Source organism: Pseudomonas vlassakiae, assembly GCF_014269035.2.
Classification (GTDB): domain Bacteria; phylum Pseudomonadota; class Gammaproteobacteria; order Pseudomonadales; family Pseudomonadaceae; genus Aquipseudomonas; species Aquipseudomonas vlassakiae.
Genome location: NZ_JABWRP020000004.1, coordinates 240,514 through 257,260 on the forward strand (window position 1 = coordinate 240,514; position 16,747 = coordinate 257,260).

Here is a 16,747-nt window from a genome sequence, read left to right on the forward strand (position 1 = left end):
CTGTTCGACCCGCGCGGTAACGTTGAACCTCGCCTCGGCGCTGGCCGAGAATAGTCCCCGCTTAGCGGGGCGGCAACTGCTGCAGGCGCTCCAGAATATCGAGCACCACCATGCGCGGCGGCCGTTCGTCGGTTTCCACCACCAGGTCGGCGATTTCGCGATAAAGCGGGTCGCGCGCCTCCAGCAAGGCGCGCAGGGTCGCCTCGGGGTTGGCCGTGCGCAGCAACGGGCGATTGCGATCGCGCGCGGTGCGCCCGACCTGCTGCTCCACCGAGGCGTGCAGGTAAATGACCCGGCCGCCCCTGTGCAGGGCCTGGCGGTTCTCCGCACGCATGACTGCACCGCCACCGGTCGCCACGACCACGCCGTCGAGCGCGCAGAGCTCGGCGATCATCGCCTGCTCACGGTCACGGAAGCCCGGTTCGCCTTCTTTGTCGAAGATCCACGGGATATTGGCACCGGTCCGCAGTTCGATTTCCTTGTCGGAATCTTTGAACAGCAGGCGCAGCTCTTTGGCCAACAGGCGCCCGATGGTGCTTTTACCAGCGCCCATGGGCCCTACAAGTATCAAATTTCGCACAGAATCAACGACTCACAGCAATCGCCTGGTCACTCATGATACGCGGAGTCAGGAAGACCAGCAGCTCGGATTTTTTCTCTTGTAATGCATCGCGTCGAAACAGCCGCCCAACATACGGCAGATCGCCGAAAAATGGCACCTTGTCGACCACATTGTTTTGCGTGGTCGAGTACACGCCACCGATGACGATGGTTTCACCGTCCGCCACACGGACCTTGGCATTCACCTCGTTCTTGCGAATCGGCGGCACGTCGTTCAGGGCATTGACGAAGTCAGGCTCGTCCTTGGTCACCTTGACGGTCATGATGACCTTGCCGTCCGGGGTGATTTGCGGCGTGACCTCCAGCGACAGCGAGGCCTCACGAAAGGCGACCGAGGTAGCGCCACTTTTGCTGGTCTCCTGATAGGGCACCTCGGTGCCCTTGAGAATCCTCGCGGTTTCCTTGTCAGCCGTCACCACCTTGGGCTGGGAGATGATTTCACCGTTGCCGCTCTTTTCCATTGCGCTGAGTTCCAGGTCCAGCAGCAGGCCTCCGCGCAACAGGCCGACGCCGATGCCGGCACTACCTCGCTCCACGCCCAGGTCGACGAACAGGTCCTTGCCCAATTGCGGCGCTTCCCCATACAGCTGCCGCCCCCAACGCACGCCCAGGCCTTTTTCATAGTCGACGTTGGCCTCCACGATGCGCGCCTCGATCTCCACCTGCCGCACCGGCACGTCCAGCTGAGCGACCAACTGCCGCAAGTCGGCAAGGCGATCCGCAGGCTGGTGGGCGACCAAGGTGTTGGTGCGAGCGTCGACGCTCAGGCTGCCACGGCCCGTGAGAATGCCATCGTCCGTCAGGGTTGCCAGCAACAGCTCCGCCAGGTCGGCAGCCTGGGCGTGATGGATCGGCAGCAGCTCACGTTGCAAGGGTTGCAGCTGCGCATCCAGCTCTTGCCCGATACGGGCTTCGCGGGACTGTTCGGCCAACTCGGCGGCTGGCGCCACCAGCAGCACATTCCCTTCCTCGCGCCGAGCCAGCCCTTTGCTACGAAGGACCAGCTCCAGCGCCTGGTCCCATGGGACTTCGTGCAAGCGCAGGGTAACATTGCCCTGCACCGTGTCGCTGGCCACCAGGTTGATCCCGGCGAAGTCCGCCAGCACCTGAAGCACCGAGCGTACCTCGACATCCTGAAAATTCAGCGAGATGGGCTCACCCCGATAGGGCGCTGCCATGCACAACTGACTGGTGAGTAGCGCCACCGTCATCCATTTCAACAGCCATTTCACCACCGTCCCTGGCCTCCACCGTCACGCTCTTCCTGAGCGTCAGCATTACCGTGCGCTCACGCCACACGCCCCCGAGGAAAAGCCGCTCACGCACGTTCAGCTGGCGCTCGCCGACTTCCACCACAACACCTCCATCGCGCCCCAGTCGATCACCGGAGCGCACGCGATACAAGCGGCCTGCCGCAGACAGCAACGCTTCGCGCTGCGGCCCCCGCTGCAGGCTGCCGACCATCTGCAGCTGAGCCAGCGGCACGCTGGCAAGCCCCGCCTGGGCAATGCGCGTAGCCCATTCGGAAAACGGATCGAGAACCACCGGCAACGGCTCTCCTCGAGCAGGTGTATCAGCCAAGGTTAAAGGTTCAGGCACGTCACCATCGGCTTGATAAGCATGCACGCGCATGCCAAGGCGCAACAGCCCGGGCCTGTCCTCGGCAGGTGCCAGCCACAAGGCTTCGGCGCGCAACAGACGAACCTGGCCGAGCCAGTCGTCCAACCACATCCGCAGCCCCGAATAGCGCCCAACGACCTGCACGTCCAGTGATGTCTGGCAATAACCGGGCTGGTGGTTTACCTGATCAAGTACATCGAGTCGTTCGAAATGCAGGCCATGCGCATGCCCCGAGGCTGCCAGCTGGTCCAGCAAATCGCTCATGTCGGCCCCGGCGGCAAGGCGCCAGCGAGCATCCTGCAAGAGCTGCCGTGCAGCATCGAGGCCCTCGCGCATCCGTGACAACGCCAGCACTTCGGCAGCCCTGGTCTCATGCACCTGAAGCAGGCGAACTTGCCTGGCGTGCTCTTCCTCCTGAAGCTGCAACCAGTACGGCAAACGAAACAGGCAACCGAACCCCACCACGATAAGGCCTACGGCGAATGGCAGCGTGCGGCGAACGAGCTGCGAACGCTCGATGAGGGCCAGCCATTCACCTTTCTGCAGAATATTCACGACCAGAGCGCCGACAGGCGGGCCAACAATATGAACGTGTCGCCACCCGGCTCGCTCTTCAGGCTTTTGAGCTCCAGTTCACGCAGCACACCGGAACGTTCCAGTTCACGCATCAGCTGGGCCACGACTGCGCCGGAGGCAGCCACGCCGACCATGCGTAACTGTGAACCCTGCAGTTCGAGCCTGAGCAGCTGGACGCCTTCCGGCAGCGCCTGCTCCAGATCCGCAAACACGGCCGTCACCCGCCCTTGTCCGGCACGCAAGTCAGCCAAGGTCGCCGTCTGCGCTCGCACTTCCTCGTAGAATTGCCGGATACGGTCATGCTCAGTCCGCTGCGTTTCAAGCACATCGATAGCGGCTTGCTGGCTATTGTTGGCTACAGCTTGCTGACGAGCTCGCTGGCGGGCCAGTTGATCCATTAGCAACACCGCAGACAACGCCACGACAGCTGCCCCCACCACCATCAGGCGCAAACGCCTGAGCGCTGCCAGGCGCTGCCGCTCTCGCCACGGCATCAGATTCAGGCGCAACATCAATGCACGCTCCCCATTGCCAGCGAAAACGCCAAGGCCATGCGGCCGTCGCGGCAATCCACCCCTGCCACGGCCGGCAAAAGCCGGCACGGCAAGCCGAGACGCTCGCTCAGTCGGCCAAGCGGGCAGTGCCCGGCCTCCGGCGCACCGACCACAAGCACTTCTTCCGGCCCCACCCCTCCTGCGAAAACCTCCCCAGGCAAGTCAGCTAACGCCCCCGGGGTCAACTCCCGCCTTAAAGGTAGCGTATCGTCAAGCCAGCCATGCAGCGTCGAACCGCCCGGCTCGATCCGCAGCAACGCTGCCTGGCCTTTGCTCTGGCAGGGCATCAGGCGACGCAAGGCAATGCTGTCTACCTCTGCGACTTCAAGCTCAAGCCCGGCTGCTTCGAATGCAGCTTGCATGGGCTGCAGTGCACTCTGCCGACTGGCCGCGACCAAGACATCCAGGCTACCGGGATGCCGCGACGAGGCACCCAGCACCTGAAAATCCAGTACCAGGTCTTCAAGGGGGAAGGGGAACAGCCGGTCTGCTTCTGCCAGCAGTTGCGCCTCCATTTGACTTGGCGCCTGGCCGCCTGGCAGTTGGCACAGCTTGCAGATCACTTGTGAGGCGGGCAGCGCTACGGCTGCCCGGCGCTCGCGGCTGCCGGATTGCCGACAAGCGCTGCGCAGGGCAGCGACAATACGCTCAGGGTCCTGCCAGCCGTTGCCGGGAGCCAACGGCTCGACCGCCCAGACCAGTGGCTTATAGCGCCCCCTGCGGCGCTGCAGCTGGGCAATACGTATGGAGTCGAAAGCGATTTCCACTCCAAGCAGTGAACTGGCATCCTTGCCAAAACGTCCGAGCATGGCGACTTCCTTGTTACAACCATGAACCGCCGCATTGCCGGGCCTGACCGGCCAGACGGTGCCGCGGGCCGCCTGGCCGGTCACCCGGCGAGGCGAAAAATGCTTATAATGCCCAGCGTTTTTTCGTCCGCCGGCCCCGTGCGCAATTCACCTCTCAATCTGGACACCGAAAAGCCTTGATACGCCTGCTGAAGTTCTTCTGGTGGTCTCTCGTCGCAGTCATCTGCGCGCTCGTACTCGGTGTGAGCGGTGCGTTTCTGTATCTTAGCCCCAACCTGCCGTCGGTCGATTCGCTCAGAAGCGTTCAGTTGCAGATTCCCCTCAGGGTGTATAGCAGCGATGGCAAGCTGATCGCGGAATTCGGCGAAATGCGCCGCTCACCGATCCGCTTCGCGGAAATTCCGCCACAGTTCATTCAGGCGCTTCTGTCAGCCGAGGACGACAATTTCCTCAATCACTACGGGGTCGACCCGAGCAGCCTGATGCGCGCCGCGACCCAGCTGGTGAAAACCGGTCATATCCAGACGGGTGGCAGCACCATCACCATGCAGGTGGCGAAGAACTTCTTCCTCACCAGCGAGCGCAGCTTCTCGCGCAAGACCAACGAGATTCTTCTGGCCTTGCAGATCGAACGTGAGCTGACCAAGGACGAGATCCTCGAGCTGTACGTCAACAAGATCTACCTGGGCAACCGCGCCTACGGTATCGATGCGGCTGCGCAGGTGTATTACGGCAAGTCGATCCGTGACGTAAGCCTGGCGCAAATGGCGATGATCGCCGGCCTGCCCAAGGCACCGTCGCGCTTCAACCCATTGGCCAACCCGGTGCGCGCCAAAGAGCGTCGCGACTGGATCCTCGGTCGCATGTACAAGCTCGGCAAGATCGACGAGGCGAGCTATCAGGCCGCCCTGGCCGAGCCGCTGAATGCCAGCTACCACGTGCCGACCCCCGAAGTTAACGCGCCGTACGTCGCCGAAATGGCCCGTGCCGAAATGGTTGGCCGCTATGGCAGCGACGCCTATACCGAAGGTTTCCGTGTCACCACCACGGTGCCGAGCGACATGCAGGAAATGGCCAACAAGGCCATCCTCAATGGCCTGTCCGAGTACGACGAGCGCCACGGCTACCGCGGCCCTGAAGCTCGCTTCCCGGGCAAGACCCTGGCCGCCTGGCAACAGGAGCTGAGCAAGCAACGCACTTTGGGCGGCCTGGAACCGGCCATTGTCACGCGCGTGGAAAAGAGCGGCGTGAAAGTGCTGACCCGCGCAGGCAGCGAAGAAGAGGTTAGCTGGGACACCATGAAGTGGGCCCGCCCGTTCATCAACAGCAATTCGCAGGGCCGCGCTCCGCAATCGCCTGCCGACGTTGCCCAGGTCGGTGATCTGGTACGCCTGCAGCGCCTGAATGACGGCAAGCTCAAGTTCAGCCAGGTACCAGGAGCACAGAGTGCGCTGGTCTCCCTCGACCCACAGAACGGCGCCATCCGCGCCCTGGTCGGCGGCTTCTCGTTCGAGCAGAGCAACTACAACCGTGCCATGCAGGCCAAGCGTCAGCCAGGCTCCAGCTTCAAGCCGTTCATCTATAGTGCTGCACTGGACAGCGGCTACACCGCGTCCAGTCTGGTCAACGATGCGCCGATCGTGTTCGTCGACCAATACCTGGACAAGGAATGGCGCCCCAAGAACGACACCAACACCTTCCTCGGCCCGATCCGCCTGCGCGAAGCGCTGTACAAGTCTCGCAACCTGGTGTCGATCCGCCTGCTGCAGGCGATGGGTGTGGACCGTACCATCGACTACATCGCCAGGTTCGGTTTCAACAAGCAGGACCTGCCACGCAACCTTTCGCTGGCGCTGGGCACTGCAACCCTGACGCCGATGGAAATCGCCACTGGCTGGAGCACCTTTGCCAACGGCGGTTACAAGATCAATCCGTACCTGATCGATCGCATCGAGAGCCGCAGCGGCGAGACCCTGTTCACCGCCAACCCGGCGCGCGTGCCGCAGGGCGCCGAAGACCATGCCGGCCTTGCCGCTCCGGAACAGCCGATCAGCACCGCGGCCCTGCCTGGCGAGGCCCCGTCCGCCCTGGGCCAGATCGCCCCGCCACCGCAGACGCCAGCTGTTGCCGAACAGATCGTCGATGGCCGCACCACTTACATCCTCACCAGCATGCTGCAGGACGTGATCAAGCGCGGCACAGGCCGCCGGGCACTGGCCCTGGGCCGTACCGACCTGGCCGGCAAGACAGGCACCACCAACGAGTCCAAGGACGCCTGGTTCTCCGGCTACAACGCCGATTACGTCACCACCGTGTGGGTCGGTTTCGACCAGCCTGAAACCCTCGGTCGCCGTGAGTACGGCGGTACGGCAGCCTTGCCAATCTGGATGAGCTTCATGGGTGCGGCACTGAAGGACAAGCCGAGCCATGCACCAGCGGAACCGGAAGGCATCCTCAGCCTGCGAGTCGACCCGGTCAGCGGCCGTGCAGCTTCGCCAAGCACGCCAGATGCCTACTTCGAACTGTTCAAGGCCGAGGATTCACCGCCGTCGGTGGATGAGCTGGGCAACGGCACGGCGCCGGGCAGCCCGCTCCCAGCAGACGAAGCAGCGCCGATGGATCTGTTCTGAAGGAGAGCGCCTGGTTCGGGTTTTGCGTGGGCGCGTAAATCGAGCGCCGCCCGCGCGGCGCTCGATCCCACAGGCGCTGACAGGCTCTCGGCAAACAAAAAGCCCCGGCTCTCACGAGCCGGGGCTTTCTTATGTCGCAGCTGCTATCAGCCGTTGAACACGTCATCCACGCTGGTCAGCGGGTAGTGCTTCGGATACGGCAGGGTAGCTACGCCGGACTCGATGGCAGCCTTGGCCACAGCGTCGGAAACGACGGTAATCAGACGAGCGTCCAGTGGCTTCGGAATGATGTACTCACGGCCGAACTCCAGGCCTTCAACACCGTAGGCTTCGCAGACTTCTTTCGGCACTGGCAGCTTGGCCAGGTCTTTCAGCGCGATGGCGGCAGCGATCTTCATTTCTTCGTTGATGCGCTTGGCGCGAACGTCCAGAGCACCACGGAAGATGAACGGGAAGCCCAGTACGTTGTTGACCTGGTTCGGGTAGTCGGAACGACCGGTCGCCATGATCACGTCGCTGCGAGTGGCGTGAGCCAGCTCTGGGGAGATTTCCGGATCCGGGTTCGAGCAGGCGAACACGATCGGGTTGGCAGCCATCGACTTCAGGCCTTCCGGGCTCAGCAGGTTCGGGCCGGACAGGCCTACGAACACGTCAGCACCGTCCAGGGCATCGGCCAGGGTGCGCTTGTCGGTCGCGTGGGCGAACTGGGCCTTGTACTGGTTCAGGTCGTCGCGGCCAGCGTGGATCACGCCGCTGCGGTCGATCATGAAGATGTTCTCGACCTTGGCACCCATGCTGACCAGCAGCTTCATGCAGGAGATGGCGGCAGCGCCGGCACCGAGGCAGACGATCTTGGCGTCTTCCAGCTTCTTGCCGGCGATTTCCAGGGCGTTGATCATGCCGGCCGCGGTGACGATCGCGGTGCCGTGCTGGTCGTCGTGGAACACCGGAATATCGCACTGCTCGATCAGCGTGCGTTCGATTTCGAAGCACTCTGGGGCCTTGATGTCTTCGAGGTTGATGCCACCGAAGGTAATGGAGATGCGGCGAACGGTGTCGATGAAAGCCTGTGGGCTTTCCGACTCGACTTCGATGTCGAACACGTCGATACCGGCGAAACGCTTGAACAGAACACCCTTGCCTTCCATCACTGGCTTGGAGGCCAGTGGGCCGAGGTCACCCAGACCGAGGATGGCGGTGCCATCGGAAATCACAGCGACCAGGTTGCCCTTGCCAGTGTATTTGTAGGCCAGCTCAGGATCACGGCCGATTTCGCGCACGGGCTCTGCAACGCCTGGGCTGTAGGCCAGGGCGAGATCGCGGGCGGTGGCGGTGGGCTTGGAGAGCTCGACGCTCAGTTTCCCCGGACGAGGTTGAGCGTGGTATTCGAGAGCGGCGGTTTTCAGGTCTGACATGGTGGGCATTCCGCTATTTACTGTTCTGACGGACCGCCGAGGATACGCAAAGAGCCGGGGAGCCACAAGACTGGTCAGTCACTTGTGTCAAGGCCTTTGGCCTACGACTTTAAGCTATCACGCACGGGGGCATTCGGCTCACAGTGTGTACAATCTGATAGCGAAATGTCTACATCTTTTCAGCCTGAAGTGCGCTCCAGCATCCCGGGATCGGTCAACGGCAATACCCAGCGTCGCTGCCCCGGCTTGAGCCTTCCCTTGCGGGAACGATCCAGCACCCAGCCGCGCGCCTCGACCTGGCGTCCTTTGAGATTAGTGAAGAAGCTGGCGGGGAAGGTGCGTTGCAGACGAGCGGGGATCTGCAGCACAACGGCATCGTCCAGTTCGAGCCAGATGCCGCCACGATTGCGCTCGATGCTACGGACGGTGCCGCTGACAACGGCAAACCCGGATTGCCGCACATCGGCAGCGCTGCGCACTGGCGAGCTGCGCCACAGCCCGACCCGCGCCTGGCGCGCCACCCGCTCGGCTGCTTGCTGGCAACCTGCCAGGCGCACATTGGGCGCAACCGCTACGTGATAGCCAAGGCCCTCGCTGAGCAGCCGTGCCTCCAGATTGTCGCCATTACGGCCATAGATGTGCGCCAGGGTGCGCCCATACTTGTCCTTGCCCTCGACACCGGGCACCAGCCCGACACGACCGTCACTGGCTTTAACCAACGCTTGCAGTCGCTGCCTGGCAGCCTCGGCATAAGGTTCACTGGTGCGCCCCCTGCGCCCGATTTCCGGGGCATTGATGCCGATCATGCGGACACTGCGACCGTCGGTCAGGCGCAACGTGTCGCCATCCACCACCCGGCGCACCGCCACCTGCTGTGGCTTGTCTGGCACCGGGCAGAACGCCAGGGCCGGTAGCTGCCAGATTGCGCCCACAAAAAAGGCGCCCACGAGGGGCGCCTTTTTCAGCAACAACGCGAAGCCCGAAGGATTCGCCATGCGCATGATTACTTCTTGGTACCGAACATACCGAAGCGATCGGCGAACTTCTGTACGCGACCACCGGTGTCCAGGACTTTCTGCTTACCGGTGTAGAACGGGTGGCACAGGTTGCAAACGTCGATCGCCAGGGTGTTGCCCAGGGTCGAACGAGTTTCGAACTTGTTACCGCAGCTGCAGGTGACTGCAACTACTTCGTAGTTCGGGTGGATACCTTCTTTCATGGTCACTTCCTCGAGCTGCGTGCCGCCACCCAACACCTATTGTTGAATACCGCACGTAATTAGGCGGCGAATAATACCAGAGCATGGCGCCAACGCAAGTTGTCGCTTGCACCGACCGTCGTCTGCTAGGCTCGCCAGTCTTTGAAACACCCTCTGAGACCTTACGCGTGTCCGACGTCATCCTGCGCCTTGCCCTGCCCTCCCCGTTGCGCCGCCTGTTCGATTACCGGGCGCCAGCGAGCATGGCGCGCCAGGTGTTGACCCCGGGCATGCGCATCCGCGTGCCCTTCGGGCGCCGCGAAATGATTGGCGTACTGGTGGAAGTGTGCGAGCACAGCGAGGTGCCCGCCGAGAAACTCAAGCCTGCCAGTGCCTTGCTCGACCCGGTCTCGCCGATCCCGGCATCGCTGTTCAAGTTCTGCCTGTGGACTGCCCAGTACTACCAGCACAGCCTGGGCGACACCTTGAGCTGGGCCCTGCCCACGTTGCTGCGCCAGGGCGAACCTGCCGAGATGCGCCAGGAGCGCTTCTGGCACGTGGCACCCGGCGCACGCCTGGAGGACCCGCGCATCGCCCGCGCCCCCCGCCAGCGCGACGCCCTCAAGACCCTGGCCCAGCACCCCCACGGCGTAGCGCACAGCCTGCTGGGCAAGCTCAACCTGAACAAGGACAGCCTTGACCTGCTGCTGGCCAAGGCGCTGGTTCAGGTCGAGGTACGCCGCCACCTGCCGGCGCACCGCCACGAGCACTGGCTGGCGCAGCCGGAACTGCCACTCAATGAAGAACAGCGCCAAGCCTTCGACGCGGTGCGCGAGGGTTTTGGCGGCTTCGGCGCCTTCCTGCTGGCCGGCGTCACCGGCAGCGGCAAGACCGAGGTGTACCTGCAACTGATTCGTGAAACCCTCGAAGCCGGCAAGCAGGCGCTGGTGCTGATCCCGGAGATCAATCTCGGCCCGCAGACCCTGGCGCGCTTCGAGCAGCGTTTCAACGCCCGCATCGCCCTGCTGCATTCGGCCGTTAGCGACCGCGAGCGCCTCGATGCCTGGCTGGCTGCCCGCGACGGCGAGGCCGACATCATCATCGGCACCCGTTCGGCGCTGTTCACGCCAATGAAGAACCCCGGCCTGATCATCATCGACGAAGAGCACGATGGGTCCTACAAGCAACAGGAAGGCCTGCGCTACCACGCCCGCGACCTCGCGCTGGTGCGCGCCCATCAGGAAAACATCCCGATCCTGCTCGGCTCCGCCACGCCGTCGCTGGAGACCCTGCACAACGCGCTCACCGGCCGCTACCGCCTGCTGCGCATGAACCAGCGCGCGGGCGGCGCACGCCCACCGCGCATGCTGCGCCTGGATGTGAAAAGCCTGCCGCTGGACAGCGGTATCAGCGGCCCGTTGCAGCAGGCCATCCGCCAGACCCTGGAAGCCGGCCAGCAAGTCCTGGTATTCCTCAACCGTCGTGGCTTCGCCCCGACCTTGCTGTGCCATGACTGCGGCTGGCTGTCCGAATGCCCACGCTGCGATGCCCGCATGACCGTGCACCAGCGCTCTGGCGTGCTGCGCTGCCACCACTGCGGCTACGACGAGCGCCTGCCGCAGCAGTGCCCGCAGTGCAACCATGTCGACCTGCGGCCGGTAGGCGCCGGCACCGAACGCGCCGAAGAGCGACTGAACGTGTTGTTCCCGGGCTACCCGATCCTGCGCGTTGACCGCGACAGCACGGCGCGCAAGGACGCCATGCAGCATTTGTTCAGCACCATTCAGCGAGGCCAGCCAAGCATCCTGGTCGGCACCCAGATGCTGGCCAAGGGTCACCACTTCCCGCGGGTGACACTGGTCGCCATTCTCGACGCCGATGGCGGGCTGTTCTCGGGGGATTTTCGCGCCAGCGAGCGCATGGCCCAGCTGATCGTCCAGGTTGCCGGGCGAGCCGGGCGCGCTGAAGAACCTGGCAAGGTGATCATCCAGACCCACCTGGCCGACCATCCGCTGCTGGTGCAACTGACCGAGCAAGGTTACTTCGCCTTCGCCGAGCAGGCCCTGGACGAACGCCGCAACGCCGGACTGCCGCCATTCTCCCACCTGGCCCTGCTGCGCGCCGAAGCGCACAAGCCCGGCCAGGCCGAAGGCTTCCTCGACGAAGCCTGCGCCGCTGCCGAGCGCCTGGTCGCCGAACAGCGACTGCCCGGTATCGAACTGCTGGGGCCGGTGCCTGCACCCATGGAGCGGCGCGCCGGACGCTTCAGGGCGCAATTATTGATTCAGGCTAACACCCGAGCCCCCTTGCATCGACTGATCAGTGCCTGGTTGCTAGTGTTGGAGCAACTGCCGAGCGGGCGCCAGGTACGCTGGTCTCTGGATGTCGACCCGGTTGACCTTTATTAAGCTTCGGCCCCAAAGGTTGGCAACCCGCCCCTGGCAACGGATAATGCCCAGTTTTTCCACCTGCGCATCCAGGCGCTCCACCGCGCTTGCGGTCGAAAAGAGATCCCCATGAAAGACACCATTCGCCAGCTGATCCAGCAAGCCCTCACCCAACTCGTCACCGACGGTGTGCTGCCTGAAGGGCTGTCGCCGGCGATCCAGGTGGAAAACGCCCGGGACAAGACCCACGGCGATTTCGCCAGCAACATCGCCATGATGCTGGCCAAGCCGGCCGGCATGAAGCCGCGCGACCTGGCCGAAAAGCTGATCAACGCCCTGCCGGCGAGCGCCGACATCAGCAAGGTCGAAATCGCCGGCCCAGGCTTCCTGAACTTCTTCCAGAACACCGATGCCCTGGCCAACCGCCTGGATGCCGCCCTCGCCGACGCCCACCTGGGCGCACGCAAGGCCGGGCCCAAGCAGAAGGTGGTGATCGACATGTCGGCGCCGAACCTGGCCAAGGAAATGCACGTCGGTCACCTGCGCTCGACCATCATCGGTGACAGCGTCGCCCGCGTCCTGGAATTCCTCGGCGACGAGGTGATCCGCCAGAACCACGTAGGCGACTGGGGTACCCAGTTCGGCATGTTGCTGGCCTACCTGGAAGAAAACCCGATCACCAGCGACGAGCTGTCGGACCTGGAAAACTTCTACCGCGCCGCCAAGAAGCGCTTCGACGAATCCGAAGCGTTCGCCACCCGTGCCCGTGGCCTGGTGGTCAAGCTGCAGGCCGGCGACCCGGAATGCATGGCCCTGTGGACGCGCTTCAAGGACATTTCGCTGTCGCACTGCCAGAAGACCTACGAGCTGCTCAACGTCAAGCTGACCATGGCCGACGTGATGGGCGAAAGCGCCTACAACGCCGACCTGGCCAATGTGGTTTCCGACCTCAAGGCCAAGGGCCTGCTGGTCGAGGACCAAGGCGCGCAGTGCGTATTCCTCGAGGAATTCAAGAACAGCGAAGGCGAGCCTCTGCCCGTGATCGTGCAGAAGGCTGATGGCGGCTACCTGTACGCCACCACCGACCTGGCTGCCGTGCGCTACCGCAGCAACGTGCTCAAGGCCGACCGCGCCCTGTACTTCGTCGACCAGCGTCAGGCCTTGCACTTCAACCAGGTGTTCGAAGTTGCCCGCCGCGCCGGCTTCGTCGGCCACCCGATGCAGATGGAGCACATGGGCTTCGGCACCATGAACGGCGCCGATGGCCGCCCATTCAAGACCCGCGACGGCGGCACCGTGAAGCTGATTGACCTGCTCACCGAGGCCAAGGAGCGCGCCTACGCGCTGGTCAAGGAAAAGAACCCGAGCCTGGCCGAAGACGAACTGCGGCACATCGGTGAAGTGGTAGGTATCGGCGCGGTGAAATACGCCGACCTGTCCAAGCACCGCACCAGCGACTACAGCTTCAACTTCGAACTGATGCTCAACTTCGAAGGCAACACTGCGCCTTACCTGCTGTATGCCTACACCCGTGTGGCCGGCGTATTCCGCAAGCTGGGCAAGGGCTTCGACGAGGTCGACGGCAACATCGTGCTGCAGGCCGCTCATGAGCAAGACCTGGCTGCGCGCCTGGCACAGTTCGGCGAGATCCTCAACAGCGTCGCCGACAAGGGTACCCCGCACGTGCTGTGCAGTTACCTGTACGATCTCGCCGGCCTGTTCTCGAGCTTCTATGAAAACTGCCCGATCCTCGCCGCCGAGACCGCGGAACAGCAGCAAAGCCGCCTGCGCCTGGCTGCGCTGACCGGTCGCACCCTCAAGCAAGGTCTGGAACTGCTCGGCCTGGAAACCCTGGAGCGCATGTAAGTTGGCTGCCAAGAAAAAACCTGCCCCCAAACGCGGCGCCAGCCGTCAGACGGCCCCCGCGAAGCAGCCGATCCCCGGCTGGGTATGGCTGGCGGTCGGCCTGACAGTCGGTGCATTCATCGTTTTCTTGATGAAACTCGAGCCCGGTGGCGGTGACATCAAGCGCACCAAGCCCGAGCAGCAGAAGCCAGAGAAGGTGGCCGAAGCCAGCAAGTCGGCCACCCCTGCAACGCCACAAGCGCCGGTGAAGCCGAAATACGACTTCTACACCCTGCTGCCGGAATCCGAGGTAATCGTGCCGCCTGAGGCCGTGCCGGAAAAGACCCCGCCGGTGCCTGCGCAGCCGGTGACCCCGGTCACGCCAGCCGAAGCGGCAAAAATCGACACCGCTCGTGCCCAGGCCGCGCTGTTGGGCCAGACTCCGCCACCCGCCCCTCCGGTGATCAAGCCGGCAGCGACCACGCAGTACTTCCTGCAGGCCGGTTCGTTCCGCAAGCAGGCCGATGCTGACAAGGTCCGCGCGCAGATCATCCTGCTCGGCCAGGTGGTCAAAGTCGAGTCGGGTACCGTCAAGGAAGAAACCTGGTACCGCGTGCTGGTCGGGCCATTCAGCAACCGCGAGCAGCTGACCGTGGCGCAGAAGCAGTTGGCGGGGGCGGGGTTCAGCAACCTGCTACTGCAGCAGCGACAGACCCGCCAGTAATGAAAAAGGCCTTGCCGCACAGCGCGACAAGGCCTTTTTTGTCAGTGGCCGTTGCCTTGGCGACTGCGAGCGTTGGCTTCGGAAATCTGGCTGTTCAAGGTCCAGAAGTCATACAGCACACCCACCAGGAACAGGCCGCCAGTGAAGAAGTAGATGATCGCCGAGATCCACTTGCCCTGGTACAGGCGGTGCGCGCCAAAGATGCCGAGGAAGGTCAGCAGGATCCAGGCGATGTTGTAGTCGATGCGCCCGGACTGGAAGCGCATGTCCGCCTCACGGTCCATCGACGGGATCAGGAACAGGTCGATCAGCCAGCCAATGCCGAGCAGCCCCAGCGTGAAGAACCAGATCGTCCCGGTGATCGGCTTGCCGTAGTAGAAGCGGTGCGAGCCGGTGAAGCCGAAGATCCACAGCATATAGCCGATGACCTTGCTGTGGGTGTCGTGATACGGCGTCCCCTGTTGATAACTGTTCATTCATAGCCCCCGTGGGTTATCCGAAAATTTTCTAAATAAAAATGTGACTTTTCCGTCGCAGGCCGACGTACGGCAGCATGACAATCGACCAACGGCCCTGAAAGGGAGCAAAAAGCTGTTATAAAGTTGCGCGCCAAACACATAACATTCACAAGAGCTTCATCTATGCCGCCTTTATTCAAGACATGGCTGACCCTCTGCCTATTATTGCCCCTGGCCGCCCACGCCACCAATCGTGAGCAACGTCTTCCCAACGGTTTCACCGGCTATACCAGCAATGCCTCGGTGAGACACGCGCCCGCCAAGCAGAGCACGCTGCATGCCCGCTCGAACTATTCGGGCAAGGGCCACAACCTGCCTGCCGTTGCGGCGATGTCGCCCAAGCAGAGCAGCGATGTGCTCAGCCGTGCGGTCAACGTGCTCGGTACCCCTTATGTTTGGGGCGGCAGCAACCCGAAAAAAGGGTTCGACTGCAGCGGGCTGGTCAAGTACGCCTTCAACGACGTGGCAGACGTCGACCTGCCGCGTACATCCAACGCCATGGCCCAGGGCCACGGGGTAAAAGTCGCCAAGAGCGAGCTCAAGCCAGGCGACCTGATCTTCTTCAACATCAAGAGCCGCCGGGTCAACCACGTTGCCATCTACCTGGGCAACGACCGCTTCATCCATGCGCCACGCACGGGCAAGCGGGTGAGCATCGACAGCCTGAGCAAGCCGTACTGGCAACAGCATTATGTGGTTGCCAAGCGGGTACTGCCGAAAGAGCAGCAACAGCTGAGCCTGGCCAAGCGCTGATCCTATCGGCGCCTGCCTGTTCCGGCCTTTTCGCGGGTTGACCCGCGAACAAGCCGGAACAGGCACTAAAGATCGCTGATCAGCCCCTTCTCCCTCAGCCCCCGCATCGCCCCCTCCATCGTCCGCATTCCTTCTGCCGCCCCGGTCTGCATCACCGAACACAACTGTGCCATCCTGCCCTCGCGCAGCAGATTGCGCACCGCAGGTGTCGCCACCAGCACTTCGCGCGCGGCCACTCGGCCGCCGCCCCCACGTTTGACCAGCACCTGCGCCACCACCAACCTCAGCGACTCCGACAGCATCGCCCGCACCAAGGGCTTCTCTTCTGCCGCGAATACCTCCACCAGCCGGTCAATACTGCTTGCCGCCGACCGCGTATGCACCGTTGCCAGCACCAGATGCCCCGTCTCCGCTGCGCGCAACGCCAGGCGGACGGTTTCCAGATCGCGCAGTTCGCCGATCATGATCACATCCGGGTCCTGACGCAGGGCGCTGCGCAGCCCCTGAGCGAAGTCACGACAATGCCGGCCGATCTCGCGCTGATTGACCAGGCTGCGCTGGCTGCTGTGGACAACCTCGACAGGGTCTTCGAGCGTGATGATGTGCAGTGCCTGCTCACGATTAAGTCGGTCGATCAGAGCCGCCAGGGTACTCGACTTGCCACTACCGGTCGGGCCGCCTACCAGCACCAGGCCATCCTGATGCTGCGCAACGGCTTGAAACACTTCTTCAAGTTCGAGTTCATCGACACTGGCAATACGTTTCGGAATCAGACGAAACGTGGCAGCCAGGCCGTTCATCTGTCGAAACAGACTGAGACGAAAACGCCCCAGAGATGCCAACTCCAGGGCCAGATCCAGTTCATCACCCTGCAACCATTGCCGGCACTGGCCCTCGTCAAGCAGCGCTGACAGCGCGTCGTTCAATGCGGCGCAGGTCACGCTCGGCAGCGCCATGCGGCGCAGCTCGCCATCCACGCGCAGCATCGGTATCTCGCCCGCCGCCAGATGCAGGTCGCTCGCGCCTGCATCCACGGCCCGGGCCAACAGGTCGGTCGCGTCCATGAGACTCCCCAATAGCCATCAAGCAGGTAGAAT

At 63.2% G+C, this 16,747-nt stretch carries 15 protein-coding genes; 5 read left to right on the top strand and 10 right to left on the bottom strand.

Features of this window, described 5'->3' with window-relative positions; translation table 11 throughout:
• Positions 1 to 61: 61 nt before the first annotated feature.
• Genes aroK through pilM form a run of 5 tightly spaced genes read right to left on the bottom strand, consistent with a single transcriptional unit; the run spans position 62 to position 4,180 of the window.
• The gene (gene aroK, locus HU738_RS07270; RefSeq protein ID WP_054884228.1) at positions 62 to 580 is read right to left on the bottom strand and encodes a shikimate kinase AroK; all 519 of its coding nucleotides are present in this window, start codon (positions 578 to 580) and stop codon (positions 62 to 64) included.
• A 4-nt stretch (positions 581 to 584) separates the two neighbouring features.
• On the bottom strand, positions 585 to 1,832 hold the full coding sequence (locus tag HU738_RS07275) for a type IV pilus secretin PilQ (RefSeq protein ID WP_176508219.1): 1,248 nt from the start codon (positions 1,830 to 1,832) through the stop codon (positions 585 to 587).
• Positions 1,777 to 2,796 (bottom strand): pilus assembly protein PilP, encoded by a 1,020-nt coding sequence (locus tag HU738_RS07280; protein WP_186601798.1) that lies wholly within the window; start codon positions 2,794 to 2,796, stop codon positions 1,777 to 1,779. Before HU738_RS07280 ends, HU738_RS07275 begins: the two co-directional genes overlap by 56 nt.
• A complete protein-coding gene (locus tag HU738_RS07285; RefSeq protein WP_186601800.1) occupies positions 2,793 to 3,329 on the bottom strand; it encodes a PilN domain-containing protein in 537 nt (178 codons plus the stop codon). The genes HU738_RS07280 and HU738_RS07285 overlap by 4 nt, the downstream gene beginning before the upstream one ends.
• The gene (gene pilM, locus HU738_RS07290) at positions 3,329 to 4,180 is read right to left on the bottom strand and encodes a type IV pilus biogenesis protein PilM (RefSeq protein WP_186601802.1); all 852 of its coding nucleotides are present in this window, start codon (positions 4,178 to 4,180) and stop codon (positions 3,329 to 3,331) included. The genes HU738_RS07285 and pilM overlap by 1 nt, the downstream gene beginning before the upstream one ends.
• A gap of 176 nt (positions 4,181 to 4,356) precedes the next feature.
• Here pilM and HU738_RS07295 point away from each other — a divergent pair, with 176 nt between their 5' ends.
• Positions 4,357 to 6,810 (top strand): penicillin-binding protein 1A, encoded by a 2,454-nt coding sequence (locus tag HU738_RS07295; RefSeq protein WP_186601804.1) that lies wholly within the window; start codon positions 4,357 to 4,359, stop codon positions 6,808 to 6,810.
• Positions 6,811 to 6,956: 146 nt separating this feature from the next.
• Here HU738_RS07295 and HU738_RS07300 read toward each other — a convergent pair whose 3' ends face one another.
• The 3 genes from HU738_RS07300 to rpmE form a co-directional block, all read right to left on the bottom strand.
• A complete protein-coding gene (locus tag HU738_RS07300) occupies positions 6,957 to 8,225 on the bottom strand; it encodes a malic enzyme-like NAD(P)-binding protein (RefSeq protein WP_186601806.1) in 1,269 nt (422 codons plus the stop codon).
• Between the two features lie 179 nt (positions 8,226 to 8,404).
• Positions 8,405 to 9,226 (bottom strand): thermonuclease family protein, encoded by an 822-nt coding sequence (locus HU738_RS07305; protein WP_186601808.1) that lies wholly within the window; start codon positions 9,224 to 9,226, stop codon positions 8,405 to 8,407.
• 2 nt (positions 9,227 to 9,228) lie between these two features.
• The gene (rpmE, locus tag HU738_RS07310; protein ID WP_027920990.1) at positions 9,229 to 9,444 is read right to left on the bottom strand and encodes a 50S ribosomal protein L31; all 216 of its coding nucleotides are present in this window, start codon (positions 9,442 to 9,444) and stop codon (positions 9,229 to 9,231) included.
• A 167-nt stretch (positions 9,445 to 9,611) separates the two neighbouring features.
• Between rpmE and HU738_RS07315 the strand changes: the two genes are divergently transcribed.
• The 3 genes from HU738_RS07315 to HU738_RS07325 all read left to right on the top strand — a co-directional run bounded on the left by HU738_RS07315 (position 9,612) and on the right by HU738_RS07325 (position 14,379).
• On the top strand, positions 9,612 to 11,831 hold the full coding sequence (locus tag HU738_RS07315) for a primosomal protein N' (protein WP_186601810.1): 2,220 nt from the start codon (positions 9,612 to 9,614) through the stop codon (positions 11,829 to 11,831).
• A gap of 108 nt (positions 11,832 to 11,939) precedes the next feature.
• Positions 11,940 to 13,676 carry an arginine--tRNA ligase gene (argS, locus tag HU738_RS07320; RefSeq protein ID WP_176508110.1) on the top strand — a complete coding sequence of 579 codons (1,737 nt, stop codon included), beginning with the start codon at positions 11,940 to 11,942 and terminating at the stop codon, positions 13,674 to 13,676.
• A gap of 1 nt (position 13,677) precedes the next feature.
• The gene (locus tag HU738_RS07325) at positions 13,678 to 14,379 is read left to right on the top strand and encodes an SPOR domain-containing protein (RefSeq protein ID WP_176508109.1); all 702 of its coding nucleotides are present in this window, start codon (positions 13,678 to 13,680) and stop codon (positions 14,377 to 14,379) included.
• A 41-nt stretch (positions 14,380 to 14,420) separates the two neighbouring features.
• On the opposite strand, the gene HU738_RS07330 is transcribed toward HU738_RS07325, so the two are convergent.
• Positions 14,421 to 14,855, bottom strand: a complete 435-nt coding sequence (locus HU738_RS07330; RefSeq protein ID WP_186601812.1) for an NINE protein — start codon at positions 14,853 to 14,855, stop codon at positions 14,421 to 14,423.
• A 165-nt stretch (positions 14,856 to 15,020) separates the two neighbouring features.
• Between HU738_RS07330 and HU738_RS07335 the strand changes: the two genes are divergently transcribed.
• Positions 15,021 to 15,650 (top strand): C40 family peptidase, encoded by a 630-nt coding sequence (locus HU738_RS07335; protein WP_176508107.1) that lies wholly within the window; start codon positions 15,021 to 15,023, stop codon positions 15,648 to 15,650.
• Between the two features lie 65 nt (positions 15,651 to 15,715).
• Here HU738_RS07335 and HU738_RS07340 read toward each other — a convergent pair whose 3' ends face one another.
• Positions 15,716 to 16,714, bottom strand: coding sequence for a type IV pilus twitching motility protein PilT (locus tag HU738_RS07340; RefSeq protein WP_186601814.1), 999 nt, complete (start codon positions 16,712 to 16,714; stop codon positions 15,716 to 15,718).
• Between the last annotated feature and the right edge of the window lie 33 nt (positions 16,715 to 16,747).